General features: G+C 68.4%; 26 protein-coding genes. 9 read left to right on the top strand and 17 right to left on the bottom strand.

Features of this window, described 5'->3' with window-relative positions; translation table 11 throughout:
• Nucleotides 1–3 precede the first annotated feature (3 nt).
• Both lolD and ACKI2N_RS07190 read right to left on the bottom strand, forming a co-directional pair.
• Entirely contained in the window at nucleotides 4–753 is a 750-nt protein-coding gene (lolD, locus tag ACKI2N_RS07195) for a lipoprotein-releasing ABC transporter ATP-binding protein LolD (protein WP_420992593.1), read from the bottom strand.
• Nucleotides 746–1996 carry a lipoprotein-releasing ABC transporter permease subunit gene (locus ACKI2N_RS07190; RefSeq protein ID WP_420992594.1) on the bottom strand — a complete coding sequence of 417 codons (1251 nt, stop codon included), beginning with the start codon at nucleotides 1994–1996 and terminating at the stop codon, nucleotides 746–748. Before ACKI2N_RS07190 ends, lolD begins: the two co-directional genes overlap by 8 nt.
• Nucleotides 1997–2148: 152 nt before the next feature.
• On the opposite strand from ACKI2N_RS07190, the gene ACKI2N_RS07185 reads away from it, so the two are divergent.
• Nucleotides 2149–3276 (top strand): hypothetical protein, encoded by a 1128-nt coding sequence (locus ACKI2N_RS07185; protein ID WP_420992595.1) that lies wholly within the window; start codon nucleotides 2149–2151, stop codon nucleotides 3274–3276.
• A gap of 103 nt (nucleotides 3277–3379) precedes the next feature.
• Nucleotides 3380–5077, top strand: a complete 1698-nt coding sequence (gene recJ, locus ACKI2N_RS07180; protein WP_420992596.1) for a single-stranded-DNA-specific exonuclease RecJ — start codon at nucleotides 3380–3382, stop codon at nucleotides 5075–5077.
• 36 nt (nucleotides 5078–5113) lie between these two features.
• Here recJ and ACKI2N_RS07175 read toward each other — a convergent pair whose 3' ends face one another.
• A complete protein-coding gene (locus tag ACKI2N_RS07175; RefSeq protein ID WP_420992597.1) occupies nucleotides 5114–5872 on the bottom strand; it encodes a peptidoglycan DD-metalloendopeptidase family protein in 759 nt (252 codons plus the stop codon).
• A 242-nt stretch (nucleotides 5873–6114) separates the two neighbouring features.
• Here ACKI2N_RS07175 and prfB point away from each other — a divergent pair.
• The 4 genes from prfB to ACKI2N_RS07155 all read left to right on the top strand — a co-directional run bounded on the left by prfB (nucleotide 6115) and on the right by ACKI2N_RS07155 (nucleotide 10632).
• A protein-coding gene (gene prfB, locus ACKI2N_RS07170) for a peptide chain release factor 2 (RefSeq protein ID WP_420992598.1) occupies nucleotides 6115–7219 on the top strand; the annotation gives its coding sequence in 2 pieces (ribosomal slippage) (nucleotides 6115–6195 and nucleotides 6197–7219; 1104 coding nt in all).
• Between the two features lie 58 nt (nucleotides 7220–7277).
• On the top strand, nucleotides 7278–8048 hold the full coding sequence (locus tag ACKI2N_RS07165) for an SDR family oxidoreductase (protein WP_420992599.1): 771 nt from the start codon (nucleotides 7278–7280) through the stop codon (nucleotides 8046–8048).
• Between the two features lie 46 nt (nucleotides 8049–8094).
• Nucleotides 8095–9633, top strand: a complete 1539-nt coding sequence (lysS, locus tag ACKI2N_RS07160) for a lysine--tRNA ligase (protein ID WP_420992600.1) — start codon at nucleotides 8095–8097, stop codon at nucleotides 9631–9633.
• A gap of 279 nt (nucleotides 9634–9912) precedes the next feature.
• On the top strand, nucleotides 9913–10632 hold the full coding sequence (locus ACKI2N_RS07155) for a glycine zipper 2TM domain-containing protein (protein WP_420992601.1): 720 nt from the start codon (nucleotides 9913–9915) through the stop codon (nucleotides 10630–10632).
• Nucleotides 10633–10716: 84 nt separating this feature from the next.
• Here the strand turns inward: ACKI2N_RS07155 and iscX are convergent, their stop codons facing one another.
• The 11 genes from iscX to ACKI2N_RS07100 all read right to left on the bottom strand — a co-directional run bounded on the left by iscX (nucleotide 10717) and on the right by ACKI2N_RS07100 (nucleotide 19565).
• The gene (iscX, locus tag ACKI2N_RS07150) at nucleotides 10717–10911 is read right to left on the bottom strand and encodes a Fe-S cluster assembly protein IscX (protein WP_420992602.1); all 195 of its coding nucleotides are present in this window, start codon (nucleotides 10909–10911) and stop codon (nucleotides 10717–10719) included.
• A gap of 69 nt (nucleotides 10912–10980) precedes the next feature.
• Complete coding sequence (fdx, locus tag ACKI2N_RS07145) at nucleotides 10981–11319, bottom strand: ISC system 2Fe-2S type ferredoxin (RefSeq protein ID WP_420992603.1); 339 nt, start codon at nucleotides 11317–11319, stop codon at nucleotides 10981–10983.
• 41 nt (nucleotides 11320–11360) lie between these two features.
• Nucleotides 11361–13226, bottom strand: a complete 1866-nt coding sequence (gene hscA / locus ACKI2N_RS07140) for a Fe-S protein assembly chaperone HscA (RefSeq protein WP_420992604.1) — start codon at nucleotides 13224–13226, stop codon at nucleotides 11361–11363.
• Between the two features lie 119 nt (nucleotides 13227–13345).
• A complete protein-coding gene (gene hscB / locus ACKI2N_RS07135; protein ID WP_420992605.1) occupies nucleotides 13346–13864 on the bottom strand; it encodes a Fe-S protein assembly co-chaperone HscB in 519 nt (172 codons plus the stop codon).
• An 82-nt stretch (nucleotides 13865–13946) separates the two neighbouring features.
• Nucleotides 13947–14168 (bottom strand): DUF3565 domain-containing protein, encoded by a 222-nt coding sequence (locus ACKI2N_RS07130; protein WP_420992606.1) that lies wholly within the window; start codon nucleotides 14166–14168, stop codon nucleotides 13947–13949.
• Between the two features lie 22 nt (nucleotides 14169–14190).
• Nucleotides 14191–14511, bottom strand: coding sequence for an iron-sulfur cluster assembly protein IscA (iscA, locus tag ACKI2N_RS07125; RefSeq protein WP_020201433.1), 321 nt, complete (start codon nucleotides 14509–14511; stop codon nucleotides 14191–14193).
• Nucleotides 14512–14536: 25 nt separating this feature from the next.
• Nucleotides 14537–14941: a Fe-S cluster assembly scaffold IscU gene (gene iscU, locus ACKI2N_RS07120; protein ID WP_020201432.1), complete on the bottom strand. Its 405-nt coding sequence runs from the start codon at nucleotides 14939–14941 to the stop codon at nucleotides 14537–14539.
• 49 nt (nucleotides 14942–14990) lie between these two features.
• A complete protein-coding gene (locus ACKI2N_RS07115) occupies nucleotides 14991–16214 on the bottom strand; it encodes an IscS subfamily cysteine desulfurase (RefSeq protein ID WP_420992909.1) in 1224 nt (407 codons plus the stop codon).
• Between the two features lie 58 nt (nucleotides 16215–16272).
• Nucleotides 16273–16824, bottom strand: coding sequence for a Fe-S cluster assembly transcriptional regulator IscR (gene iscR, locus ACKI2N_RS07110; RefSeq protein ID WP_420992607.1), 552 nt, complete (start codon nucleotides 16822–16824; stop codon nucleotides 16273–16275).
• 79 nt (nucleotides 16825–16903) lie between these two features.
• On the bottom strand, nucleotides 16904–19003 hold the full coding sequence (locus ACKI2N_RS07105) for a site-specific recombinase (protein WP_420992608.1): 2100 nt from the start codon (nucleotides 19001–19003) through the stop codon (nucleotides 16904–16906).
• A 70-nt stretch (nucleotides 19004–19073) separates the two neighbouring features.
• Nucleotides 19074–19565 (bottom strand): low molecular weight protein-tyrosine-phosphatase, encoded by a 492-nt coding sequence (locus ACKI2N_RS07100; protein ID WP_420992609.1) that lies wholly within the window; start codon nucleotides 19563–19565, stop codon nucleotides 19074–19076.
• Nucleotides 19566–19819: 254 nt separating this feature from the next.
• Between ACKI2N_RS07100 and ACKI2N_RS07095 the strand changes: the two genes are divergently transcribed.
• Nucleotides 19820–20149 (top strand): hypothetical protein, encoded by a 330-nt coding sequence (locus tag ACKI2N_RS07095; protein ID WP_420992610.1) that lies wholly within the window; start codon nucleotides 19820–19822, stop codon nucleotides 20147–20149.
• Between the two features lie 12 nt (nucleotides 20150–20161).
• On the opposite strand, the gene ACKI2N_RS07090 is transcribed toward ACKI2N_RS07095, so the two are convergent.
• Together ACKI2N_RS07090 and uvrB are read right to left on the bottom strand one after the other, a co-directional pair.
• Entirely contained in the window at nucleotides 20162–20461 is a 300-nt protein-coding gene (locus ACKI2N_RS07090; protein ID WP_420992611.1) for a putative quinol monooxygenase, read from the bottom strand.
• Nucleotides 20462–20537: 76 nt separating this feature from the next.
• On the bottom strand, nucleotides 20538–22637 hold the full coding sequence (gene uvrB, locus ACKI2N_RS07085; RefSeq protein ID WP_420992612.1) for an excinuclease ABC subunit UvrB: 2100 nt from the start codon (nucleotides 22635–22637) through the stop codon (nucleotides 20538–20540).
• 156 nt (nucleotides 22638–22793) lie between these two features.
• Between uvrB and ACKI2N_RS07080 the strand changes: the two genes are divergently transcribed.
• Both ACKI2N_RS07080 and ACKI2N_RS07075 read left to right on the top strand, forming a co-directional pair.
• Nucleotides 22794–23990, top strand: coding sequence for an amino acid aminotransferase (locus ACKI2N_RS07080; RefSeq protein ID WP_420992613.1), 1197 nt, complete (start codon nucleotides 22794–22796; stop codon nucleotides 23988–23990).
• A 279-nt stretch (nucleotides 23991–24269) separates the two neighbouring features.
• A complete protein-coding gene (locus ACKI2N_RS07075) occupies nucleotides 24270–25511 on the top strand; it encodes a polyhydroxyalkanoate depolymerase (protein WP_420992614.1) in 1242 nt (413 codons plus the stop codon).
• 93 nt (nucleotides 25512–25604) lie between these two features.
• Here ACKI2N_RS07075 and ACKI2N_RS07070 read toward each other — a convergent pair whose 3' ends face one another.
• Nucleotides 25605–26240, bottom strand: coding sequence for a TetR family transcriptional regulator (locus ACKI2N_RS07070; RefSeq protein WP_420992615.1), 636 nt, complete (start codon nucleotides 26238–26240; stop codon nucleotides 25605–25607).
• Nucleotides 26241–26406: the final 166 nt, after the last annotated feature.

Genomic DNA, 26406 nt, shown 5'->3' with positions numbered 1-26406 from the left:
GTCTCAGCGCTCGCGGTGCAGGTGCCCGTCGCGCAGGCGCAGCACGCGGTCGCAGCGGCTGGCCAGGTCGAGGTCGTGGGTCACGATCACGAAGCTGGTGCCGAACGTGCGCGACAGTTCCAGCATGAGGTCGTAGACGCCGCCCGCGGTGTGGTCGTCGAGGTTGCCGGTGGGCTCGTCGGCCAGCACGCAGGCGGGGCTGCCCACCAGCGCGCGCGCGATCGCCACGCGCTGGCGCTCGCCGCCGGACAGTTCGCCCGGGCGGTGCTGGGCGCGGTCGCCCAGGCCCACGCGCTCGAGCACGGCCTGCGCGGCCGCGCGCGCCTCGCCCTGCTTGAGGCCGCGGATGCGCAGCGGCATCGCCACGTTGTCCAGCGCGGTGAATTCGGGCAACAGGTGGTGGAACTGGTAGATGAAGCCCAGGTCGCGGTTGCGCGCGATATTGCGCTCGCTTTCGCGCAGCGAGGTGAACGGCTTGCCCTTGAGCGCCACGCGGCCGCTGTCCGGGTTGTCCAGGCCGCCCAGCACGTGCAGCAGCGTGCTCTTGCCGGAGCCGGACGCGCCCACGATGGCCACCTTCTCGCCGGCCTCGACGCGCACGTCCACGCCCTTGAGCACGGTCACGTCCAGGCCGCCCTGGCGGAAGCGCTTGGTCAGGCCTTCGCCCATCAGCACCGGCGTGCCGGCGGCGGCAGACCCGGAACCGGGCGTGGCGTCGCCCGCGGGCGCGGTGCGCAGCATGGCTTCACTCATAGCGCAGCGCCTCCGCCGGGTTGACGCGGGCGGCGCGCCAGCTTGGGTAGAGCGTGGCCAGCGTGGCCAGCACGAAGGAGAGGATGCCGATGGTGGCGATGTCGTTCACGCGGGGATCCGAAGGCAGTTCGCTGATGAAATAGATGTCGCGCGGCAGGAACTGCACGTGCAGCAGCCGCTCGATGAAGGGCACGATCACATCGATGTTGCAGGCGATCAGGGCGCCGCCCGCCACGCCGGCCAGCGTGCCGATGAAGCCGATGGCCACGCCCTGCACGATGAAGATCTTGGTGATCGAGCTCGGCTGCGCGCCCATGGTGCGCAGGATGGCGATGTCGGCCTGCTTGTCGGTCACGGTCATCACCAGCGTGGACACCAGGTTGAAGGCCGCCACCGCGATGATCAGCGTGAGGATGATGAACATCATGCGCTTCTCGGTCTGCACCGCGGCGAACCAGTTGCGGTTCTGCTTGGACCAGTCGCGCACGTACAGCTCGCCGGTAAGCGTGCCGGCCAGCTGGTCGGCCACCTGCGGCGCGCGCTGCATGTCGATCAGCTTGAGGCGCACGCCGGTCGGGCCGGCCAGGCGGAACATGGTCTCGGCGTCCTGCAGGTTGATCAGCGCCAGCGCGTTGTCGAATTCGAAGTGCCCCGACGAGAAGATGCCGGTCACGGTGAACTGCTTGAGCCGCGGCAGCACGCCGGCCGGCGTGATGGTGCCCTGCGGCACCACCAGCGTCACCTTGTCGCCGACCTGCACGCCCATCGCGTTGGCCAGCTCGTTGCCCAGCGCGATGCCGAAGCTGCCCGGCGTCAGGCTGTCCATGTCGCCGGCGCGGAACTGCTTGCCGAGGTCGGACACCTTGGGCTCCTGGCTGGGCTCGATGCCGCGCAGCAGCACGCCGCGCACGGCGTCCTCGCGGGTCAGCATGGCCTGGGCCGCCACATAGGGCGCAGCACCGATCACTTCCTTGTTGCGCTCGGCTTCGGCGGCGGTCTTCTGCCAGTCGGGCAGCGCGCCCGGGCCCATCACCTCGATATGGGACAGCACCGACAGCATGCGGTCGCGCACCTCTTTCTGGAAGCCGTTCATGACCGACAGCACCACGATCAGCGCCGCTACGCCCAGCGCGATGCCGAGCATGGAGATCATCGAGATGAAGGAAATGAAGGTGTTGCGGCTGGCGCGCTTGCTGGCGCGGGTGTAGCGCCAGCCGATCTGCCATTCGTACGGAAAGTTCAAGAGGATCCCTGTCGTTGAGGAGAAACGCCGGCGCCACATCGCCGGCCCCGTCGGCCATACCGTCGGCCATACCGTCGACCATACGGCCGCCGACGCCTGTCCGGGCGATAATTCCGCCGCCCGCCAGCCGGAAGTTTACAATCTCGGCCATCATGATGACGCACCTGACCCTGATTGTGCCCTTTTCCGTCCCGCCGGGCGCCGCGATCGACGCCGACGGCGGCGGCAACGACGCCATGCTGGAGGCGCTGCTGCGCCAGTTGGAGTTGCCGGCGCTCGGAAAGTTGCTGACCCGCGCCAGCCCCGGCCCGCGCGAGCGGCACGACGATCCCTTCCTGCGCTCGCTGCCGCACGAGCGCTGGCTGGCCGGGCGCGCGGGGCTGGACACCGCCCGCGTGCCCAGCGCGCCCTTCATGCGGCTGGCCGACATGGCCGCGGCCGGCACCCCGGGCGCCGCCGACGGCCAGGCCTGGGCCTGCCTGCAGCCGGTGCACATCCACGCCGCGCGCGACCACCTCGTGCTGATGAACCCCGCCCACCTGCGCCTGCGCGCCGACGAGGCGGCGGCCCTGCACGCTGCCGTGGCCGGCCTGCTGGAAGAATCGGGCATCCTGCTCGAAACGCCGCAGCCGGCACGCTGGTACCTGCCGGAAGCCGCATTCGGCCCGCTCGCCGCCACCAGCCCGCTGCGCGCCGCCGGCCGCAATATCGACATGTGGATGCAGGCCGGCGAGCGCGCGCGCGACTGGCGCCGCGTCCAGAACGAGATCCAGATGACCTGGCACGACCACCCGGTCAACCAGGCCCGCGAGGCCGCCGGCGAGCTGGCCGTCAATTCGGTCTGGCTGCACGGCGGCGGCAAGCTGCAGGCGGTGCCGCGCCTGGCCGGCGCCGTGCTGAGCGAAGACGCGTTCCTGCGCGGCCTGGCGCTGGCGGGCGGCGCCGCGCCGGGGCCGCAGCCGCCGCGCTTCGCGGCGGTCGAGGCGACCGAGGCCGGGGACAGCGCCATGGTGCTGCTGGAAGACGCCACCGAAGCCCATATCGGCGAGGACTGGGGCCTGTGGATCGAGCGCATGCACGCGCTCGAGGCGGACTGGTTCGCCCCCGCCCTGGCCGCGCTGGAAAGCGGCGCGCTGCCGGCCCTGACGCTGGTGCTGGCCGGCGACAACCACTACGCCGAGTTCACCGTGCGCCGCGCCGACCTGCGCAAGTTCTGGCGCGGCCTGGGCACGCGCGGCGACTGGCGCGCGCTGCTGTCCGACCTTGCCTGCGCCGCCTGAGCACCCCGGCACCTGAGCACCTGAGCACCTGAGCACCTGAGCAACTGAACGCCCCGACTCTCCGAACGCCCGACAGCCTCACCCCGTCTTTGCCTGCCCCTACATGACCCGAATCGCAGTCCGCTCCTTTTCCGCCGAACACGCCGGCACGCTCGCCGGCGCCGGCCTGCACCCCACGCTGGCCCGCATCCTGTCGGCGCGCGGCGTGCGCGCGCCGGCCGAGCTGGCCACCGAGCTGCCCGGGCTGATGCCGCCGGACACCATGAAGGGAATCGGCCACGCCGCCACCTACCTGGCCGACGCCATTGCCGCCGGCCGGCGCCTGCTGATCGTGGCCGACTACGACTGCGACGGCGCCACCGCCTGCGCGGTGGGGGTGCGCGGCCTGCGCATGCTGGGCGCGCACATCGACTACATCGTGCCGAACCGCTTCGAGTACGGCTACGGGCTGACCCCGGAGATCGTCGCGCTGGCCGCGCGGCACCAGCCGGACGTGATCGTCACGGTGGACAACGGCATCGCCAGCGTCGACGGCGTGGCGGCGGCCAACGCGCTCGGCATCGACGTGGTGGTGACCGACCACCACCTGCCCGGCGAGCAACTGCCGGACGCGGCGGTGATCGTCAACCCCAACCAGCCCGGCTGCGCATTCCCGAGCAAGAACCTGGCCGGCGTGGGCGTGATGTTCTACGTGCTGCTGGCCCTGCGCGCCGAACTGCGCCGCCGCGGCGCGTTCGACGCCCGGACCCAGCCGCGCCTCGACACCCTGCTCGACCTGGTGGCGCTGGGCACCGTGGCCGACGTGGTCAAGCTCGACAGCAACAACCGCATCCTGGTGGCGCAGGGCCTCAAGCGCATGCGCGCCGGGCGCATGCACGCGGGCGTGGCCGCGCTGTTCCGCGCCGCCGGCCGCGAGGCCGCGCGCGCCAACACCTTCGACCTCGGTTTCGGCGTGGGCCCGCGCCTGAACGCCGCCGGGCGGCTGGCCGACATGTCGCTCGGCATCGAATGCCTGCTCACCGACGACGCCGGCCGCGCCTGGGAAATCGCCCAGGAACTGGACGGCATGAACCGCGAGCGCCGCGACATCGAGGCCGGCATGCAGCAGGAAGCGCTGCAGATCCTGGAAGGCCCGCTGGGCGCGCTGGATCCGGCCGCGCGCTTCACCGTCAGCGTGTTCAACGACACCTGGCACCAGGGCGTGATCGGCATCGTGGCCTCGCGGCTCAAGGAGAAATACCACCGCCCGACCATCACCTTCGCGCCCGGCGACGAGGACACCATCAAGGGCTCGGGCCGCTCGATCCCGGGCTTCCACCTGCGCGACGCGCTGGACCTGGTGTCCAAGCGCCATCCCGGCCTGCTGGTCAAGTTCGGCGGCCATGCGATGGCGGCCGGCCTGACGCTGCGCGCCGACACCTTCGGCCAGTTCATGGAAGCGTTCGAGGCGGTGGGGCGCGAATGGCTCAGCGACGAGCAGCTCGCGCGCGTGATCGAGACCGACGGCGATATCGAGGATGGCTGCTTCAGCCCGGAATTCGTCGCGCTGCTGGAGCAGCAGGTATGGGGCCAGGGTTTTCCGGCGCCGACCTTCTGCGGCGAGTTCGACGTGCTGCGCCAGACCGTGCTCAAGGGCAAGCACCTCAAGCTGCAGCTCGGGCGCGGCAGCCAGCGCTTCGACGCGATCTGGTTCAACCACGCCGATTCGCTGGGCGCCAGCGCGCTGGTGGCCTACCGCCTGGACAACAACACCTTCAACGGCGTCACGCGCGTGCAGATGGTGATCGAGCACGCGCAGTAGCGGCCCGCGCCCGCCGCGCCGGCGCGCCGGCGCGCCTCAGCCGCGCGCGGGCAGCAGCCCGGCCGGGTCGACCGGCTTGCCGTTGTTGCGCACCTCGAAGTGCAGCTCGCTGTCGGACTTGCCCATGCGGCCGACCTCCTGCCCGCCCGACACCTGGGCGCCCTCGCTGACCGACGGCTTGTCGAGGTTGCCGTAGACCGTCAGCCAGTTGTCGTCGTGCTTGACGATGACCAGCATGCCGTAGCCGCGCAGGTTGCCGACGTGGATGGCCTTGCCCGCGGCGGCGGCGCGCACCGCGCTGCCGGGCGGCGTGTCGATGCTCAGCCCCTTGCTGGCGGGCGGCCCGAAGCCGGCCTTGACGCGGCCCTCGGCCGGCCATTGCAGGCGGATGGCGGTGGCCGGCGCGCGCGCCGGCGGGCTGCTGTCCACGCGCGGGGTATCGCGCACCGCCACCGGGCCGTTGCCCGCACCCGCGCCGCCGGCGCTGGCCGCGGCACCCGCCGGCGGGCGGATCCGCAGCAGCTGGCCGACCTCGATGCGGTCGGCGTTGGGCAGCTGGTTCCAGCGCGTCAGGTCCCGCACCGAGCGCTTGTGGCGCTGGGCCACGCTGTACAAGGTGTCGCCGCTCTGCACCCGGTAGTAGCCGTCCGGCGCCGGCTCGCTGGCCAGGGTGCCGCAGCCCGCCGCCAGGCACGCCGCCGCCGCGGCGGCCAGCAGGCCGAGCGCGCGGCGTCGGCCAATGGTGGTCTCGGTCGTCCCGGTCATCCCCGTGGTCTCGTGATTGCTTGGCTTCATGCGTGCTTATCGTCCATCCTTGTCCATGTCTGAACGGCTATTTCGAGGGCAGCCCGCGGGCTGTCCGGAACGCTCCCGCCGGCGCGGCGGGGCCCGCGCCCGCTGCAAGTCTGCCATGGCGCACCCGCAACTGTAGACCGTTCGGCAAGCGAACCGTTCGAAATTGTCTGCCGCGCATCGCCAGGCACGGGGGAAAAGGCCCCGATCCGCTATAATTCGAGGTTTTGAAAGCGCAGAACATCATGGAAGCAGAACGCCTCAACGCCATTTCCGGTGCCATCTCCGATCTCCGTTCCCGGACGGAAGATCTACGGGGGTATCTTTGACTACGATGTCAAGGTAGGACGACTCGACGAAGTCAACGGCGAACTCGAGGACCCCGAGGTCTGGAACAACCCCAAGAAGGCCCAGGATCTCGGCAAGGAAAAGAAGATGCTGGAGGGCGTGGTCGGCATCCTCGGCAAGCTCACCGATGACCTGTCCGGCGCCGAGGAGCTGTTCGAGCTCGCGCGCGAGGAAGGCGACGACGACACGCTGGAAGCCATCGAGACCGACGTCAAGGGCTTCGAGGCCATCGTCGCGGACATGGAATTCCGCCGCATGTTCGCGGGCGAGATGGACCAGGCCAACGCGTTCATCGACATCCAGGCCGGCGCCGGCGGCACGGAAGCCTGCGACTGGGCCTCGATGCTGCTGCGCCAGTACCTCAAGTACTGCGAGCGCAAGGGCTTCAAGGCCGAGGTGCTGGAAGAGTCCGAGGGCGACGTGGCCGGCATCAAGAGCGCCACCATCAAGATCGAGGGCGAATACGCATTCGGCTACCTGCGCACCGAGACCGGCGTGCACCGCCTGGTGCGCAAGTCGCCGTTCGACTCGTCGGGCGGCCGGCATACCTCGTTCTCGTCGGTGTTCGTCTACCCCGAGGTGGACGATTCGTTCGAGGTCGAGATCAACCCGGCGGACCTGCGCGTGGATACCTACCGCGCCTCGGGCGCGGGCGGCCAGCACATCAACAAGACCGATTCGGCCGTGCGGATCACGCACATCCCGACCGGCATCGTGGTGCAGTGCCAGAACGACCGCTCGCAGCACCGCAACCGCGCCGAGGCCATGTCGATGCTGAAGTCGCGCCTGTACGAGCACGAGATGCGCAAGCGCCAGGCCGAGGCCGACAAGCTCGAAGCGGGCAAGACCGACGTGGGCTGGGGCCACCAGATCCGCTCCTACGTGCTGGACCAGAGCCGCATCAAGGACCTGCGCACCAACGTGGAAATGTCCAACACGCAGAAGGTGCTGGACGGCGACCTGGACCCGTTCATCGAAGCCAGCCTCAAGCAAGGCCTGTAACACGCCCCCGCGCCGCCGCCCGGCGGCGGCGCGGCTCACCTGCCGGACCCACTCGACCATGACCGCAGCATCGACCGCAGCAACGCACCTGATCATCATCACCGGCACCTCGCGCGGCCTCGGTGCCGCGCTGACGCAGGCCCTGCTCAAGCCGGGCAACCGCCTGATCTGCGTGGCGCGCAACCGCAACCCCGAACTGGAGCAGGCCGCCACCGCCAGCGGCGTCAAGGTAGCCTGGCACCTGCAGGACCTGTCGCAGGCCGGCCCCGCCGCGGCCTGGCTGGGCAGCGTGCTCGACGTGGTCGACGAGGTGCCGGCGAGCGCCACGCTGATCCTCAACGCGGGCATGATCGAGCCGATCGGCCCGGTGGCCGCGCTGCAAGAAGCCACGCTGGTGCCGCACCTGCTCACCAACCTGGCCACGCCGATGACCATGACCGCGGCCTTCCTGGCGCGCACCGAGCGTTTCGGCTGCCCGCGCAAGGTGCTGGCGATCTCGTCCGGCGCGGCGCGCCGCCCGGTCGAAGGCTGGGCCGCGTATTGCGCCGGCAAGGCCGGCCTCGACATGTTCGTGCGCTCGGTCAACGCCGAGTACGCGCAGGTGCCGGCCGAGCGCGGCGTGCGCGCGGTGGCGCTGGCCCCGGGCGTGGTCGATACCGGCATGCAGGCCACCATCCGCGGCGCCGACTTCGCGCAGGTGCAGCGCTTCCGCGATCTCAAGGACAACGACCAGCTCGCCTCCGCCGAGGACACCGCGCGCCGCATCGTGGCCTATCTCGACCGCCCCGACTTCGGCAGCATCGAGCTCGACGACATCCGCAACACCTGAAACGCCTGACATGCGCGCGGCCCGCCGCGCGCCTCACCAAGACACCATGACCGACTCCAACCGCGCTCCCGCCGAGGCCGGCGCCCCGGCCGCAGCCGACGAAAACAAGATCATCGCGGAACGGCGCGAGAAGCTGCAGGCCCTGCGCCAGCAAGGCGTGGCCTTCCCCAACGACTTCCGCCCGACCCACCAGTCCGCCGCGCTGCACGCGCAGTACGGCGAAACCGACCAGGCCGCGCTCGAAGCGGCGCCGGTCGAGGTCGCCATCGCCGGGCGCATGATGCTCAAGCGCGTGATGGGCAAGGCCAGCTTCGCCACCGTGCAGGACGGCGCCGGCCGCATCCAGTTCTACATCAGCCGCGACGCGATCGGCGAAGACGTCTACGCCGCCTTCAAGAAGTGGGACCTCGGCGACATCGTCGCCGCGCGCGGCACGCTGATGAAGACCAAGACCGGCGAGCTGTCGGTGGCGGTCACCGAACTGCGCCTGCTGTCCAAGAGCCTGCGCCCGCTGCCCGGCGATTTCTACGGCCTGTCGGACCAGGAGCTGAAATACCGCCAGCGCTACGTCGACCTGATCGTGTCGCCGGAAACGCGCGCCACCTTCCGCGCGCGCACCCAGGCCATCAGCTCGCTGCGCCGCCACATGGCCGACGCGGGCTTCATGGAAGTGGAGACGCCGATGCTGCACCCGATCCCGGGCGGCGCCGCGGCCAAGCCCTTCATCACCCACCACAACGCGCTGGACATGCAGATGTTCCTGCGCATCGCGCCCGAGCTTTACCTCAAGCGCCTGGTGGTGGGCGGCTTCGAGCGCGTGTTCGAGATCAACCGCAATTTCCGCAACGAGGGGGTGAGCCCGCGCCACAACCCCGAGTTCACCATGATGGAGTTCTACGCCGCGTACACCGACTACCGCTGGCTGATGGACTTCACCGAGAACCTGATCCGCCAGGCCGCCATCGACGCGCGCGGCAGCGCCGTGCTGACCTACCAGGGCCGCGAGCTGGACCTGTCCAGGCCATTCCACCGCCTCACCATCTGCCAGGCGATCCAGAAATACGCGCCGCAATACACCGACGCGCAACTGGCGGACGTGGACTTCCTGCGCGCGGAGCTGAAGAAGTTCGGCGTCAACACCGGCGCGCCGCAATTCCTCAACGCGGGCCTGGGCACGCTGCAACTGGTGCTGTTCGAGGAAACCGCCGAAAGCCAGCTGTGGGAGCCGACCTATATCGTCGACTACCCGGTGGAAGTCTCGCCGCTGGCGCGCGCCTCGGACACCCTGCCCGGCATCACCGAGCGCTTCGAGCTGTTCATCACCGGCCGCGAGATCGCCAACGGTTTCTCGGAGCTGAACGACGCCGAGGACCAGGCCGAGCGCTTCCGCAAGCAGGTCGACCAGAAGGACGCCGGCGACGAGGAAGCCATGTATTTCGACGCCGACTACATCCGCGCGCTGGAATACGGCATGCCCCCCACGGGCGGCTGCGGCATCGGCATCGACCGCCTGGTCATGCTGCTGACCGACAGCCCCAATATCCGCGACGTCATCCTGTTCCCGCACCTGCGCCGCGAGGAATGATGGCCGGCGCGGCTTCCCCACCGGGAAGCCGGCGCCAGGCGAAAAGCCCCGCCTTGCCGGCGGGGCTTTTTGTTTTTGTGGGCCGCGCTGTTACAAAGGCGCCGCGGCAAGGTTCCGCGCGGGACGCGCAAACCGTTGATTCCACTCGGAAATCCGGCTCTACACAAACTTACAAAATCAAACGGAAAACGGCGGCGGATTCGGCCAAACTCAAGACCGGGAAACATCGAAGCCACCTGTGCCAGACGTGTGCTTCCGGTACCGCACAAGGAAAACGACATGCCGAATCCGACCCTGAACCCGTCCGGCGAAGCCACCGCCCCGGCGCTGCCCGCCCAACGCCGCCTGCATCCGCTCGTGGGCGCCGCGGCCGTGGCAATCGTGATCGCGAGCCTGACGGCGGTGGCCGCCATGACCGGCGTGCTGCCGCTCGGCAAGGCCGCGTCCGATGCGCCGCGGTCGCTGACCGCGCAGATCGCCGCGGAAAATGCCGCGGCCAGCCAGCAGCAGCAGCAGCAGCCCGTGCCGGGCAGCACCACGCGGCCGCCCGAAGCCATGAACCCGGCGCCGGCGCCGGCCGTCGCCCCTGCCCCGCCGGCCGCGCAGGCCCAGCCGGCCCGGCGCGCGGACAACGGCGCGTATGCGCAGCGCCAGCCCGCGCCGCCCAGCGCCAGCCTCGGCCACGTAGTGGCCATCACGCCGATCGAAACCGCCAAGCCGGCCAGCGGCCTGGGCGCGGTGGGCGGCGCCGTGGTCGGCGGCCTGCTGGGCAACCAGATCGGCCGCGGCAACGGCCGTATCCTCGGCACCGTGGCGGGCGCCGTGGGCGGGGGCTTCGCCGGCAACCAGATCGAGAAGAGCGTGCGCAAGGACACCAGCTACCAGGTCCGCGTGGAAATGGACAACGGCACGCATCGCACCTTCACCTATCACGCCGCGCCGGGCTTCCAGGTGGGCGAGCGGGTGCGGCTGCAGGACGGCGGGCTGGTCCCCGCCTGAGGCGGGCACGGTGCCGGCAGCCAAAGAAAAACGGGCGCACGCGCCCGTTTTTCCTTGGCCCTTCACCGGCTTGCCGCTTATCGCTTACTCCGCTTCTTCGATCCAGGCGGCCTGGATCGCCTCCAGGATCTTCTCGCCCGAGCGCTCGGGCAGGTCGGCAAAGCCGTCGAGTTCCATGACCCAGCGGTGCAGGTCGGTGAAACGGATCGTGGCGGGATCGACGTCGGGGTACTTGTCGTACAGCGCGGCGGCGATATCGTAGGTGTCGGTCCACTTCATGGGATCTCTCTCCGGTCGGGTCGTCAGGTCGTCAGGTCGCGAAGGCAGCAAGCACGCGAGGCCCGGCGCTCAGTGCTCTTCCTTGGCATGGTTGATCGTGTACTTCGGGATCTGCACGGTGAGGTCGCTGTCGGCCACCAGCGCCTGGCAGGAGAGCCGCGAATTGGGCTCGAGGCCCCAGGCCTTGTCGAGCAGGTCCTCTTCCTTTTCCTCGGCTTCCCCGAGCGAGTCGAAGCCTTCGCGCACCACGACGTGGCAGGTGGTGCAGGCGCACGATTTCTCGCAGGCGTGCTCGATCTCGATGCCGTTGTCGAGCAAGGCGTCGCAGATGCTGGTGCCGGTCTTGGCTTCGAACACGGCGCCCTCCGGGCAGAGTTCGACGTGGGGCAATACGATGATCTGTGGCATGGGTAGTCCTGGATGGGGATACGGTGCGGCGGCCTCGGGGATCAGCCCAGGTCCTGCACCTTGCGGCCCGCGAGCGCGCTCTTGATCGAGCGGTCCATGCGGCGCGCGGCGAATTCGTCGGTGCCGTGGGAGAGCGCCTCCACGGCGGCCTTGATGGCGTGGTGGTCGTGGCCGGCGGCCACGTCGCTGACCGCCTGGATCAGGCGCTCCACGGCGGCGCGCTCGTCGGCCGAGAGCAGTTCTCCGTCGGTCTCGAGCGCGCGGTTGGTGGCCTCGATCAGGCGCGCGGCATCCACGCGTTCCTCGGCCAGCGCGCGGCTCTTCATGTCCTGCTCGGCTTCGCGGAAGCTGTCCTGCAGCATGCGGGCGATCTCGTCGTCGGCCAGGCCGTAGGACGGCTTGACCGTGATGGTCGCCTCCACGCCGGACTGCGTTTCGCGCGCGAAGACCGACAGCAGCCCGTCGGCGTCGACCTGGTAGGTCACGCGGATGCGCGCCGCGCCGGCCACCATCGGCGGGATGCCGCGCAGCTCGAAGCGCGCCAGCGAGCGGCAGTCGACCGCCAGCTCGCGCTCGCCCTGCAGCACGTGGATGGCCATCGCGGTCTGGCCGTCCTTGAAGGTGGTGAATTCCTGCGCGCGCGCCACCGGGATGGTGCTGTTGCGCGGGATGATCTTCTCGACCAGGCCGCCCATGGTTTCCACGCCGAGCGAGAGCGGGATCACGTCCAGCAGCAGCCAGTCCTCGCCGGGGGCGCCGTTGCCGGCCAGCAGGTTGGCCTGCATGGCCGCGCCCAGCGCCACCACCTTGTCCGGGTCGAGGTTGGTCAGCGGCGCCTGGCCGAAGAAATCGCCCACCGCCTTGCGGATCGAAGGCATGCGCGTGGCGCCGCCGACCAGCACCACGCCCTTCACTTCATCGGCCGCCACGCCGGCATCGCGCAGCGCCTTGCGCACCGGCGCCAGGGTCTTCTGCACCAGCGGCGCGGTCATCTCGACGAAGGCCGGCACGGTCAGCGTCAGGTGCACGATCTCGCCGCTGTTGAGCACGGCGTCGATGACGGTGGCATCGGCCGCCGACAGCGCTTCCTTGGCGGCGCGCGCGCGCACCTGCAACAGGCGCATGTCTTCCGCCGAGAGCGGCTGCAGGCCGGCCTGCTCGACGATCCAGCACATCACGCGCTGGTCGAAGTCGTCGCCGCCGAGCGCGGAGTCGCCGCCGGTGGCCATGACCTCGAACACGCCCTTGGTGAGCTTGAGGATGGAGATGTCGAAGGTGCCGCCGCCGAGGTCATAGACGGCGTAGATGCCTTCGGAAGCATTGTCCAGGCCGTAGGCGATGGCTGCCGCGGTCGGCTCGTTGAGCAGGCGCAGCACTTCCAGGCCGGCCAGCTGGGCGGCATCCTTGGTGGCCTGGCGCTGGGCGTCGTCGAAGTACGCGGGCACCGTGATCACCGCGCCGACCAGTTCGTCGCCGAGCGAATCCTCGGCGCGCTGGCGCAGCGTGGCCAGGATCTCGGCCGAGATCTCGACCGGGCTCTTGACGCCGGCCGCGGTCTTGATCTGCACCATGCCCGGGGCATCGACGAAATCGTAGGGGCTGTGCTCGATATGCGCCACGTCGCGCAGGCCGCGGCCCATGAAGCGCTTGACCGACACGATGGTGTTCTTGGGGTCGTGCACCGCTTCGTCCTGCGCGCGGTAGCCGATCTGCGTGCCCTTGCCGGGCAGGTAGCGCACCACGGACGGCAGCAGCGCGCGGCCGCTTTCGTCGGTCAGGACTTCGGGAATGCTGTTGCGAACCGCCGCCACCAGCGAGTTGGTCGTGCCGAGGTCGATGCCGACCGCGAGCCGCTTCTGGTGGGGTGCCGGCGACATGCCGGGTTCGGAGATCTGGAGCAGTGCCATGATGAATCTTCTTTATTCGTGCGGTGGCGGGCCACGCCGCCCGAGGCGGCCGGCCCGCGCCGGGGCGCCATTGTGGCATGGCCGGGGCGAACTTGCCGGGAACCTGGCCGGGAGCCGGGCTAGTCTTCCAGGCGGTCGATGGCCTCGCTGGTGTCGTGTTCGATCTTCTCGATAAACATCAATTGCCTGGCCGCGCTGCCGGCCGCCGCGTCGTCGCCGGCGTCGAGCAGCGCGCCGAGCGCCGCGTGGCGCTCGCGCTTCTCGCCGCGCAGCTCGCGCAGCAGCGCGTCGAGGCGCGCCACGTCCCGCCCGGCCACCGCTTCCTGCAGCGCTTCGCGCCATTCCATCTGCTGCATCAGGAACGCGGGCGCCATGGCGGTATTGCTTTCGGCCTGGATGTCCACGCCGCGCAGCGACAGCAGGTAGATCGCGCGCTTGAGCGGCTGGCGCAGCGTGCGGTAAGCCTCGTTGGCATGCGCGGCCCACTGCATGGCGACGCGGCGCTCGGCATCGCCGGCGTTGGCGAAGCGGTCCGGGTGCGCCTGCGACTGCACGGTGCGGTAGGCGGCGTCCAGCGCGGCGTCATCCACCGTGAAGGCGGCCGGCAGGCCGAACAGCGCGAAATAATCGTCTTTCAACACCTTCCCCAAACAAAAAAGAGCGGCTGCGCCGCCCCTTTGAACTTCCTTGCGCGTCCAGGCCACGCGGCCGGGCCGCCGCTCATGCGGCCGGGCCAGCCCCATCGGCCGGCGGCTCGCCGCGGTCGCACTTCAGGCAATCCACCCGGGCGCCGATCCGTGCCGCGCGGCCGGGCGCGGTCTGCGTCCACGGACGCATCTGCCAGGGCGGGTCATGGCGCATGTGCTGGCCATGGCCGCACTCGAGCTCGGCCACCCAATGGTGCTCGTCGTCCAGATGGAAACCGACGATGCCGCGCCTCATCGCACGCCGCCCGGCCCGGTGCTCAGACCCGGAACGACTCTCCGCAGCCGCACTCGTCCTTGACGTTGGGGTTGTTGAAGCGGAACCCCTCGTTCAGGCCTTCGCGCGCGAAGTCGAGCTCGGTGCCGTCGATGTACGGCAGGCTCTTGGGATCGACGATCACCTTGATGCCGTGCGACTCGAACACGCTGTCTTCCGGCTGCAGGTCGTCGACGTATTCGAGCTTGTAGGCCAGGCCCGAGCAGCCGGTGGTCTTGACGCCCAGGCGCAGGCCAACGCCCTTGCCGCGGCGGTCCAGGTAGCGCGCCACGTGCTTGGCGGCTTTCTCGGTAAGCGTGATCATCGCTGCTTCATCCCTTGCGTTGAACTCAGGCGGCCTTCTGCTCGGCTGCGCCCACGTGCTTCTTCTTGTAGTCCTCGACCGCGGCCTTGATGGCGTCCTCGGCGAGGATCGAGCAGTGGATCTTCACCGGCGGCAGCGCCAGTTCCTCGGCGATGTGCGTGTTCTTGATTTCCAGCGCCTGATCCACGGTCTTGCCCTTGACCCATTCGGTCACCAGCGACGACGAGGCGATGGCCGAGCCGCAGCCGTAGGTCTTGAACTTGGCGTCTTCGATCACGCCGGCTTCGTTGACCTTGATCTGCAGCTTCATCACGTCGCCGCAAGCCGGCGCGCCGACCATGCCGGTGCCCACCGCGTCGTCGTTCTTGTCGAACGAGCCCACGTTGCGGGGGTTTTCATAGTGGTCGAGAACCTTGTTGCTGTATGACATTTTGGCTACCTCTTGCGTATTTATGGGGTCTTGCTGGGGGCCTTGGCGCTCAGTGCGCGGCCCACTGGATGGAATTCAGGTCCACGCCGTCCTTGAACATCTCCCACAGCGGCGACAGGTCGCGCAGCTTGGCGATCTTGCTCTTGAGCAGCTCGACGGTGTAGTCGACTTCCTCTTCGGTGGTGAAGCGGCCCACGGTGAAGCGGATCGAGCTGTGCGCCAGCTCGTCGTTGCGGCCGAGGGCGCGCAGCACGTACGACGGTTCCAGCGAGGCCGAGGTGCAGGCCGAGCCCGACGACACGGCCACGTCCTTGATCGCCATGATCAGCGACTCGCCTTCGACGAAGTTGAAGCTGACGTTCAGGTTGTGCGGCACGCGGCGCTCCATGTCGCCGTTCAGGTAGACCTCTTCCATGCCGGACAGGCCGCGCCACAGGCGGTCGCGCAGCATGCGGATGCGCTCGTTTTCCGTGGCCATTTCCTCGCGGGCGATGCGGAAGGCTTCGCCCATGCCGACGATCTGGTGCGTGGCCAGCGTGCCCGAGCGCATGCCGCGCTCGTGGCCGCCGCCGTGCATCTGCGCTTCCAGGCGCACGCGCGGCTTGCGGCGCACGTACAGCGCGCCGACGCCCTTCGGGCCGTAGGTCTTGTGGGCCGAGAACGACATCAGGTCGCACTTGAGCGTGTTCAGGTCGATGGCGACCTTGCCGGTGGCCTGGGCCGCGTCGCAATGGAAGATGATGCCCTTGGCGCGGCAGATCTCGCCGATCTGCTCGACGTCCTGGATCACGCCGATCTCGTTGTTGACCAGCATCACCGAAACCAGGATGGTGTCCGGGCGGATCGCCGCCTTGAACACGTCCATGTCGACCAGCCCGTTGTCCTGCACGTCGAGGTAGGTCACCTCGAAGCCCTGGCGCTCCAGCTCGCGGGCGGTGTCGAGCACGGCCTTGTGCTCGGTCTTGACCGTGATGATGTGCTTGCCCTTGCCCGAGTAGAAATGCGCGGCGCCCTTGATGGCGAGGTTGTTCGACTCGGTCGCGCCCGAGGTCCACACGATTTCGCGCGGATCGGCGCCCACCAGCGCGGCTACCTGCTCGCGCGCCTCTTCCACCGCGCGCTCGGCATCCCAGCCGTAGGCATGGCTGCGCGAAGCCGGATTGCCGAACTGCTCGCGCAGGTACGGAATCATCTTGTCCGCCACGCGCGGGTCCACCGGGGTGGTGGCCGAGTAATCCATGTAGATGGGGAAATGTGGGGTGCTCATCGTTATGACTGCCTTTGTTTGGGACCGCAATGCTTGAAGTTGATCTGGCCGGCCGGATGCCCGCTTATGACTGCGCCAGGCTGAAGACCGAATTCACCACCCGCGGGCGCGCGGGCTTTTCCTTTTCCGGGCTGACGCGCGGCGCGGCGGCCACCTGCGCGGCAGCATCCTCGCGCATGTCGTGCAGCACCGTCGGGCACTTGGCACGCTGCTGGTCAACCAGGTTCTTCAGGGAAACGGAGTCGAGGTACTCGACCATTTTCTGGTTCAGCGTGGCCCACAACTCGTGGGTCATGCAGCGCCCGCTGCCTTCATCTCCGTTACAATTGCCCTTTCCGCCGCACTGCGTGGCGTCCAGCGGCTCGTCGACGGCGATGATGATGTCGGCAACCGTGACGTCCTCGGCCTTGCGCGCGAGGCTGTAGCCGCCGCCCGGGCCGCGCACGCTCTCCACGATTTCGTGGCGGCGCAGCTTGCCGAACAGCTGTTCCAGGTAGGACAGGGAGATTTTCTGGCGCTGGCTGATACCGGCCAGCGTAACGGGGCCCTGATCCTGGCGCATGGCCAGGTCGATCATGGCGGTTACCGCGAAGCGGCCTTTGGTAGTCAGTCTCATGATGCCGGGGAATACTTGATCATTTTGGTCGAGTATAAAGATCCCGACTAATTCAGTCAAGTACCCCTGCCGCATTGCATCAAGCGCGCTCCTCGCCGGCCGGCATGGCCTGCCCGGCCGCGCGCGGCGGGACGACCAGCGACCAGGGATGCTTCAGGACGCGCCGCCGCACGGCCGCACTCAGCGCGCGCCGGTCGACGCGGCGCAGGCTGCGTGAGCGCAACGCCATATTGAAGGCCAGCGCAAAGCTCACCGCGACGTTCAGCAGCCCCATCAGCGCGATCCCCGCCACCGCCAGCCACAGCGCCGGCATGCGCAGCGCGTCGAAGCCCAGCACGCCGATCGCGGCCCCCACCGCGCCCGTCGACAGCGTGACGTGGCGCACTTCCATATGCGGCCCGAAGAAACTGAGGATCTCCGGGCCCAGCCCCAGCAGCAGCCCCAGCGACACATTGGCCGCGATGCCCGACATGTTGCGCTTCCAGAAATCCGCGACGCGCATGGCGCCGGCCGCGCCCAGCACATAGCGCAGGCGGCGGTTGTAGGCCATCACGTCGTGCACCTTGTGCAGCGCGAACCAGTTGTCCGCCCAGCCCGCCACCAGGCTCGACAGCCACAGCAGCACGCCGGTGAAGATGGCGTACACCGGCGTGGGACCGAGGAGGGAAAACGACTCGATGGTGGCGATCGCCCTGGCCGGCGTGATCAGGTTGGCGCCGAGGACGCGGCTGGCCAGCCACTGGATGCCGAGCGCCACCGGGAACACCACGGCCAGGTTGCCGAAGATGGCGGCGGCGTTGGAGCGGATCATGGCGATGGTGTCGTCCACGAACACCTCGCGCCCCTCCGGCTTGCCCACGGCATCGAGCCGGTGCGCCAGCGCCGGGCCGGTCATGGCCGGCTGCTTGGTGGCCAGCGTGAAATGCGCGAAATGGATCACCAGGAAGCTGCCGGCATAGTTGAGCGAGGCCAGCAGGCCCTCGATGAACTTGTCCAGGTGCAGCCCGTAGATCAGGAACTTGAGATAGACCGTGGCGACCGTGATCAGGCCGCCGCCGGCCGCCGCGCGCATCAGTTCGCGGTACTCGCGGCGGTCGCGCGTGATGTAGTGCTCGCCGGTCTCGGCGGAACGCTCGACCACCTTGCGCGCGAGCTGCGAGAACGAGGAGCCGGCCAGGTGAGCGATGCTGCGGCGCGCCTGCGTGGAGCGGATCAGCGCGGCGATCAGGTGGGCGTGGCGCCCGGCGCGCTGCGGCTCGACCCAGGTGGCCAGCAGCAGCTCGATGCGGGCCAGCCGCACCTTCATGCGCTCGATCTGGAACACCACTTCGACCGAAACGCCATTCTCTTCGAGGTCGTCGTACACGCGCTGCGCGGCCTGGTGGCAGCCGTCGAGCAGCGCGCGGAAATAGTTCAGGCGGTGCGCGAAGGCCTCGCCGCCGGCCGCGTCGTCCTCGCACAGGGCCTCGACGGCGCTGTCGAGGCGGAAGAACGGCGTGTCCTGCACGCGGCCCTTGAGGCGCGAGCGGATCGCCTGGCTCAGCCCGGTGGCGCGCACCTGGCTGACCAGCACCTGGAGGCTGGTGGCCAGCGTGCGGTCGAAGCGGTCCCACTCCGGCAGCGCGGCGCTTGCCGGCTCGCCGGCGGCCGGTTCCTCGCCGACCCGCAACATCGCCGCCAGGCGCCCGAGCAGGTCGGCATCGAGCGACTCGACCCAGTCGGCGTCGTTGCCGTCGATGAACAGCAGCGCGAACAGGCCGGCCAGGTCGCCCTGGTTGGGCGGCGGCGGCAGGAAACGCGCCTGCAGGCGGTCCAGCACCTCGCCCCAGAAACCCGGGTGCGATGCCACGCCGGTGTCGCACAGCAAGCCGGTCGGGTCGTTGTCGCGCACCAGCGAGCGCACCGTGCGCGCCACGCGCGCGGCCATCTCCGGATTGCGCCCGAGCACCTGCAGCAGGTAGCGCAGCCGCACATGCTCGCGCCGGCTCTTCCGGTTCTCGTCGGCCGGCGCGCCCTCGGCGCCGGGCAGGCCGTCGCGCCGGATCCAGTAGCCCAGTTCGATCAGCCAGCCGTTGCGCTCCGCCAGCGGCGCGTCCGGGTCCGCGGCGGCCAGGATCGCGTCGAGTTGCAGGCTGGCATTGCGCGACTCGCGCCATTTGCGGAACAGGGAACGAAACATGAAACCTCGTGAAAATTGGAAAAACGGCCAGCGCGCATGCCGGGCATGCCCGGCAATCCGCGCACGCGCGTCAGCCGGCCGAATCCAGGCCCCTGGCGCGCAGCATGGCGACCACGCCGTCGCAGGCGTCCTCAACGTAGTCGAGCACGCGCTCGAAGCCGTCGCCCTCGCCATAGTACGGGTCAGGCACCTCGTCGGCGTCGTGGCGCGTGGCGAAGCTCATCAACAGGCGCAGCTTGTCGCGGCTGCCCGGCGGGCAGAGCGCGCCCAGCGCCGCCAGGTTGTCGCGGTCCATCGCGAGCACCAGGTCGAAACGGGCGAAATCGGCCGCCGTGGCCAGGCGCGCGCGCTGCGCCGAGAGATCGTAGCCGCGCGCCAGCGCATGGCGCTGCGCGCGCGCGTCGGGCGCGCGGCCGACGTGATAGCCGTGGGTGCCGGCCGAATCCAGTTCGACCACCCCATCCAGGCCGGCGGCCAGCAACCTGGCGCGCAGCACGCCCTCGGCGGTCGGCGAGCGGCAGATATTGCCCATGCAGCACATGAGAATGGCAAATTTCTTCATCGGCATCCTGAACGCAGTCCCTTCGACGATCCACACGATTGACGCGCCCGACGCGCGCCGGGCGGATTTTACCGCCCCCGCAGGCGACCCCGCCCGCCTGCCGGCACGCGGATTCCACGGGGGCAAAGCGAAAGCAGGCGGCAACGGCAAACGAGCGGCAAACGAGCGGCAAACGAGCGGCAAACGGGCAACGGCAACGCGCCGCAGAGTCAAAAAAGGTGACGCAAAGACGCCTCCCCCGCATAATGCCGGCGGTGAACCTTCGCCTCAGCCCCCTACTCGTTTCCGGCGTCCTGGTGTGCGCCAGCCTGGCGTGTGCCGCCGAGCCGCGTGCCGACGCTGCCGCCGACGCAGGCTGCGCCAGCATGCTGGCCGTGGTCCAGCGCAGCCTGGAGGAAGAGCTCGGCACGGCCTGCCCGGCGCCCGCCTCGATCCCGGCCGCCGCCACGGCATGCGCGGCGCAGCAGGAACCGCTGCGCGCCATCGCCGACTACATCGCCACCCGCCGCGCGGCCGATGCCGACGCCTGCGAAACCCTGCTGGAAGTCAACAAGCGCCTGCGCACGCTGCCGCCGAAGAACTAGCCCGCCGGGGCTTCAGGGCAGCTTGGCCGCCAGCACGTCCATCTTCTCGATCGAAGGCGGCTTGGCGAACAGGTCCGGCGCCCTGGCCATCAGCGCCGCCGCGACCTTGCCCGAGAGATGGGCCTGGCGCCCCTGCTCGTCTTCGAACGCGTCGAAGATGCCGTACATGGAGGGCCCCAGCTTGAGCGCGAACCACGCCGTGGTGCCGCCCTCCTCCTGCACCAGCGGCAGTCCGCCGAGCAGGAATGCCTCGACTTCCTTTTCCTTGCCGGGCTTCGCATGCAGCGGAACCCACAGCGCGAGCTTGACCATGACGCACCTCTTGACCACCGTCCGGGATTCCAACTATAGACGGTAACGGCAGCGCCCGAGCCGCCCCGCCGCTGGCTCAGGAAGCCGCCGCGGCGGGCGGCAGGTGCTCGCCGTCGCCGCTGGCGCCGAACACCTGGCGCTTGAGCTTGGCGAGCTGGTCGCGCACCTGGCCGGCCTTCTCGAACTCGAGGTTCTTGGCATGCTCGAACATGAGTTTCTCGAGGCGCTTGATCTCCTTAGAGACCTGCTTCTCGCTCATGTCCTCGTACCTGGCGCGCTCCTCGGCGGCCAGCAGCTCGGCCTTGACCTCGCCCGGATCGTAGACGCCGTCGATGATGTCCTTGATGCGCTTGACCACGCCGCGCGGCACGATGCCGTTGGCCTCGTTGAAGGCGATCTGCCGGGCGCGCCGGCGCTCGGTCTCGCCGATCGCGCGCTTCATCGAGTCGGTCATGCGGTCGGCATACAGGATGGCGGTGCCGTTGACGTTGCGCGCCGCGCGGCCGATGGTCTGGATCAGCGAGCGCTCGGCGCGCAGGAAGCCTTCCTTGTCGGCATCGAGGATCGCCACCAGCGAGACTTCCGGGATGTCCAGGCCCTCGCGCAGCAGGTTGATGCCGACCAGCACGTCGAAGGTGCCCAGGCGCAGGTCGCGGATGATCTCGACCCGCTCCACGGTGTCGATGTCCGAATGCAGGTAGCGCACCTTGACGCCGTTTTCCGTCAGGAACTCGGTAAGCTGCTCGGACATGCGCTTGGTCAGCGTGGTCACCAGCACGCGCTCGCCGAGCGCCACCTTGGCATGGATCTCGGACAGCAGGTCGTCCACCTGCGTGGTGGCCGGGCGCACGTGGATGATCGGGTCGACCAGCCCGGTCGGCCGCACCACCTGCTCCACCACCTGGCCCGCGTGCTCGTTCTCGTAATTGGACGGTGTGGCGGAGACGAACATCACCTGGCGCATCTTGCGCTCGAATTCCTCGAACTTGAGCGGGCGGTTGTCCAGCGCCGACGGCAGGCGGAAGCCGTATTCCACCAGCGTGGTCTTGCGCGCCTTGTCGCCGTTGTACATGCCGTTGAACTGGCCGATCAGCACGTGCGACTCGTCCAGGAACATCAGCGCGTCCGGCGGCAGGTAGTCGACCAGCGTCGGCGGCGGCTCGCCCGGCCTGGCGCCCGACAGGTGCCGCGAGTAGTTCTCGATGCCCTTGCAGAAGCCCAGCTCGGACAGCATTTCGAGGTCGAAGCGGGAGCGCTGCTCGAGCCGCTGCGCCTCCACCAGCCGGTTCTCCTTGTAGAAGAAGTCCAGCCGTTCGCGCAGCTCGACCTTGATGTCCTCGATGGCGCGCAGCACGGTCTCGCGCGGCGTCACGTAGTGGCTCGACGGATAGACCGTGAAGCGCGGGATCTTCTGGCGCACGCGCCCGGTGAGCGGGTCGAAGAACTGCAGCGAGTCGATCTCGTCGTCGAACATGTCGACGCGCACCGCCAGCTCGGCGTGCTCGGCCGGGAAGATGTCGAGCGTGTCGCCGCGCACGCGGAAGGTGCCGCGCTGGAAGTCGGTTTCGTTGCGCGTGTACTGCATGGCGATCAGCCGCGCGATCACGTCGCGCTGGCTGATCTTGTCGCCCGCGCGCAGCGTCAGGATCATCTTGTGGTACTCGGACGGATTGCCGATACCGTAGATGGCCGAGACCGTGGCCACGATGATGGTGTCGCGCCGCTCCAGCAGGCTCTTGGTGGCCGACAGCCGCATCTGCTCGATGTGCTCGTTGATCGAGGAATCCTTCTCGATGAACAGGTCGCGCTGCGGCACGTAGGCTTCGGGCTGGTAGTAGTCGTAGTAGCTGACGAAGTACTCCACCGCGTTGCGCGGGAAGAACTCGCGGAATTCCGAGTACAGCTGCGCCGCCAGCGTCTTGTTGGGCGCGAACACGATGGCCGGCCGCCCCAGCCGGGCGATCACGTTGGCCATGGTGAAGGTCTTGCCCGAGCCCGTCACGCCCAGCAGGGTCTGGAACGAAAGTCCGTCCTCCACGCCCTCCACCAGCTGGCGGATCGCCTCGGGCTGGTCGCCCGCGGCCGGATAAGGCTGGTAAAGCTGGAACGGCGAGCCGGGAAAGGTCGCGAACTTCTCTTCGTCCAGCGCGGGCGCGACTTCAACAAGATTCGACATAGGCTGGTAAGGGAAAACCTCAGGAAAACGGGCGGATACGCTAGAATCTTGGGGTTGGCGGCCAGGTATCAAGATGGGGGCCGCCGCACTCTCCAGCGCAGTCCGGAGCATTCTACGCCCTCCCGTTTTGTTACATAGCTGACCACGAGATCCCAAATGAGTTTGTTTTCTGCCGTCGAGATGGCCCCGCGCGACCCGATCCTGGGCCTGAATGAAGCCTTCAATGCCGATACCCGTGCCACCAAGGTCAATCTCGGTGTCGGCGTGTACTTCACCGACGAAGGGAAAATCCCTCTGCTGCGCGCCGTGCAAGAGGCCGAAAAGGCCCGCCTGACCACCGCCACGCCGCGCGGCTACCTGCCCATCGAGGGCATCGCCGCCTACGACCAGGCCGTGCAGACGCTGCTGTTCGGCAAGGAATCGCCGCTCATCACCGAAGGCCGCGTGGTGACGGCCCAGGCACTGGGCGGCACCGGCGCGCTGAAGATCGGCGCCGACTTCCTCAAGCGCCTGTACCCCGACGCCAAGGTCGCCATCAGCGACCCGAGCTGGGAAAACCACCGCGCCCTGTTCGAGGCGGCCGGTTTCCCCGTGGTCAACTATGCCTACTACGACGCGCCCAGCCACGGCCTGAATTTCGCCGGCATGGTCGAGTCGCTCAAGTCCTATCCGGCCAACACCATCGTGGTGCTGCACGCGTGCTGCCACAACCCGACCGGCGTCGACCTGTCGGCCGAGCAATGGCAGCAGGTGGTGGGCCTGATCAAGGACCGCAACCTGATCCCGTTCCTCGACATGGCCTACCAGGGCTTCGCCGAGGGCATCGAGCCGGACGGCGCCGCCGTGCGCCTGTTCGCCGAGTCGGGCCTGCCGTTCTTCGTCTCCAGCTCGTTCTCGAAGAGCTTCTCGCTGTACGGCGAGCGCGTGGGCGCGCTGTCCATCGTGACCACCGGCAAGGAAGAAGCGCAGCGCGTGATGTCGCAGGTCAAGCGCGTCATCCGCACCAACTATTCCAACCCGCCCACGCACGGCGGCACCGTGGTCGCCACCGTGCTGAACAGCCCCGAGCTGCGCGCCATGTGGGAGCAGGAGCTGGGCGAGATGCGCGACCGCATCAAGCTGATGCGCCATGCGCTGGTGGACAAGCTGGCCGCCAAGGGCGTGCCGGGCGACTTCTCCTTCGTCAAGGCCCAGCGCGGCATGTTCTCGTATTCGGGCCTGACCTCGGCCCAGGTGGACCTGCTGCGCACCGAGCACGGCATCTACGCGGTCGGCACCGGCCGCATCTGCGTGGCGGCATTGAATAGCCGCAACATCGATGCGGTGGTCAACGCGATTGCAGCGGTACTGTAATAAATTGCGGCAAAAGCAACGAAAAGGCGACTTCGGTCGCCTTTTTTGCGCCCAGACTCAATTTTTTACGATCTTTTCCGATCTGTAATAAGCGGTACGGCCTTTGTCCTATTGTCTTTTTCCCGGGCGGGCGTACCTTAGGGTATATGCTGCATCGCACGATCGTTCGCAAACGCGCATAATCGGCAGCGTTAGCAGTGTAAATAGTGTTTTTTCGTCACATTTATAATGTCACGGCGTTGAATTCCCGCTTCGCCCCCAGCCTGATAGGTATCCGTCATGCTTTACCAGCTGCATGAGTTCCAGCGCTCGATGCTGCACCCGCTGACCGCGTGGGCGCAGGCCACGGCCAAGACCTTCACCAATCCCCTCAGTCCGCTTTCCCTGGTGCCCGGCGCTACCCGCCTGGCCGCCGGCTACGAGCTGCTGTACCGGCTCGGCAAGGAATACGAGAAGCCGTCGTTCGACATCAAGTCAGTGCGCTCCAACGGGCGCGAGATCCCGATCGTCGAGCAGACCATCGTCGAGAAGCCGTTCTGCAAGCTGGTGCGCTTCAAGCGCTATGCCGACGATCCCGAAACCATCAAGATGCTCAAGGACGAGCCGGTGGTGCTGGTGTGCGCCCCGCTCTCGGGCCACCACGCCACGCTGCTGCGCGACACCGTGCGCACCCTGCTGCAGGACCACAAGGTCTACGTGACGGACTGGCTCGACGCGCGCATGGTGCCGGTCGACCAGGGCCTGTTCCACCTGTCCGACTACATCCACTACATCCAGGACTTCATCCGCCATATCGGCGCGGAAAACCTGCATGTGATCTCGGTCTGCCAGCCCACCGTGCCGGTGCTGGCGGCGATTTCCCTGCTGGCCTCGGCCGGCGAGAAGACGCCCAAGACCATGACCATGATGGGCGGCCCGATCGACGCGCGCCGCAGCCCCACCGCGGTGAATTCGCTGGCGACCAACAAGTCGTACGAGTGGTTCGAGAACAACGTGATCTACACCGTGCCGGCGAACTACCCGGGCCACGGCCGCAAGGTCTACCCCGGCTTCCTGCAGCACGCCGGCTTCGTGGCGATGAACCCGGACCGCCACCTGTCCTCGCACTATGACTACTACCTGAACCTGGTCGAGGGCGATGCCGACGACGCGGAAGCCCACGTGCGCTTCTATGACGAATACAACGCCGTGCTCGACATGGCGGCCGAGTACTACCTGGACACCATCCGCGAAGTCTTCCAGGAATTCCGCCTCGCCAACGGCACCTGGGAAATCGACGGCGAGCCGGTGCGCCCGCAGGACATCAAGGGCACCGCGCTGCTGACCATCGAGGGCGAGCTGGACGACATCTCGGGCGCCGGCCAGACCGCCGCCGCGCACGAGCTGTGCGCCGGCATCGCCAAGACGCGCAAGCAGCACATCACGGCGGCCAAGTGCGGCCACTACGGGATTTTCTCGGGCCGCCGCTGGCGCCAGGAGATCTACCCCGAACTGCGCGACTTCATCCTGAAGTACCGCTGAGCACGCCGCGCCGCCTGCCGGCGGCGACAAGGCAAAACGCCCGCGCTCACACGACGCGGGCGTTTTTTCGTGCGGCGCGCGGCACGGCTGGCCTCAGCGCTTTTCCAGGTAGGACAGCAGCATGTCGGTGTGCAGCTCGGCAAAGCGCTCGTGCTCGTCCTGCGAGGCCACGTCGCGGCCGATCACCGCGCTGATGGTATAGCGGTTGGACAGCACGTAATAGCCGAGCGCCGAGATCGTCAGGTAGAGCTGCGGCACGTCCACGTTGTCGCGGAACACACCCTGGCGCTGGCCCCGCTTGACGATGTCGGCCAGCACATTGACCACCGGGTTGACCAGCTGGTGCAGGTGCGTGGACTTCTTCAGGTGGCGCGCCTCGTGCAGGTTCTCGCTGTTGACCAGGCGGATGAATTCCGGGTTGCGGTAATACCAGTCCCAGACGAAGCGGGCCAGCGTGCGGACCGCGGCCACCGGGTCCTCGTCGACGATGTGCAACTGCTCCTCGGCGGCGCGGAATTCCGCGTACTGCCGCTCCAGCACGGCGAGGAACAGGCCCTCCTTGCTGCCGTAGTAGTAATACAGCATGCGCTCGTTGGTCTCGGCGCGGCGCGCGATCTGGTCGACGCGCGCGCCGGCCAGCCCGCCCTTGGCGAATTCCTCGGTAGCCGCGTCGAGAATGCGGCGGCGCGTGCCCTCTGGGTCCCGCTTCGTTCTGGTTTCGTTTTGCATGCGACGGCTGAAGAATCGTTGCGCGGGATTATGGCACAGGGCAACCGGCGCCCAGCGCCCCGGCACTGCGCCGCATCATCGCGCGTTTCTGCGTCGCAACGAAATCGGGGATAATCCCTGCCGCGCAGCCGCTCCGGCGGGCCGGACCGCCGGCCAGACAAGAGAG

The organism is Cupriavidus sp. 30B13 (assembly GCF_049059565.2).
In the GTDB taxonomy this organism is placed as follows: domain Bacteria; phylum Pseudomonadota; class Gammaproteobacteria; order Burkholderiales; family Burkholderiaceae; genus Cupriavidus.
Note: the sequence above shows the minus strand (reverse complement) of the source record. Positions and strands in the feature narration are given on the sequence as shown.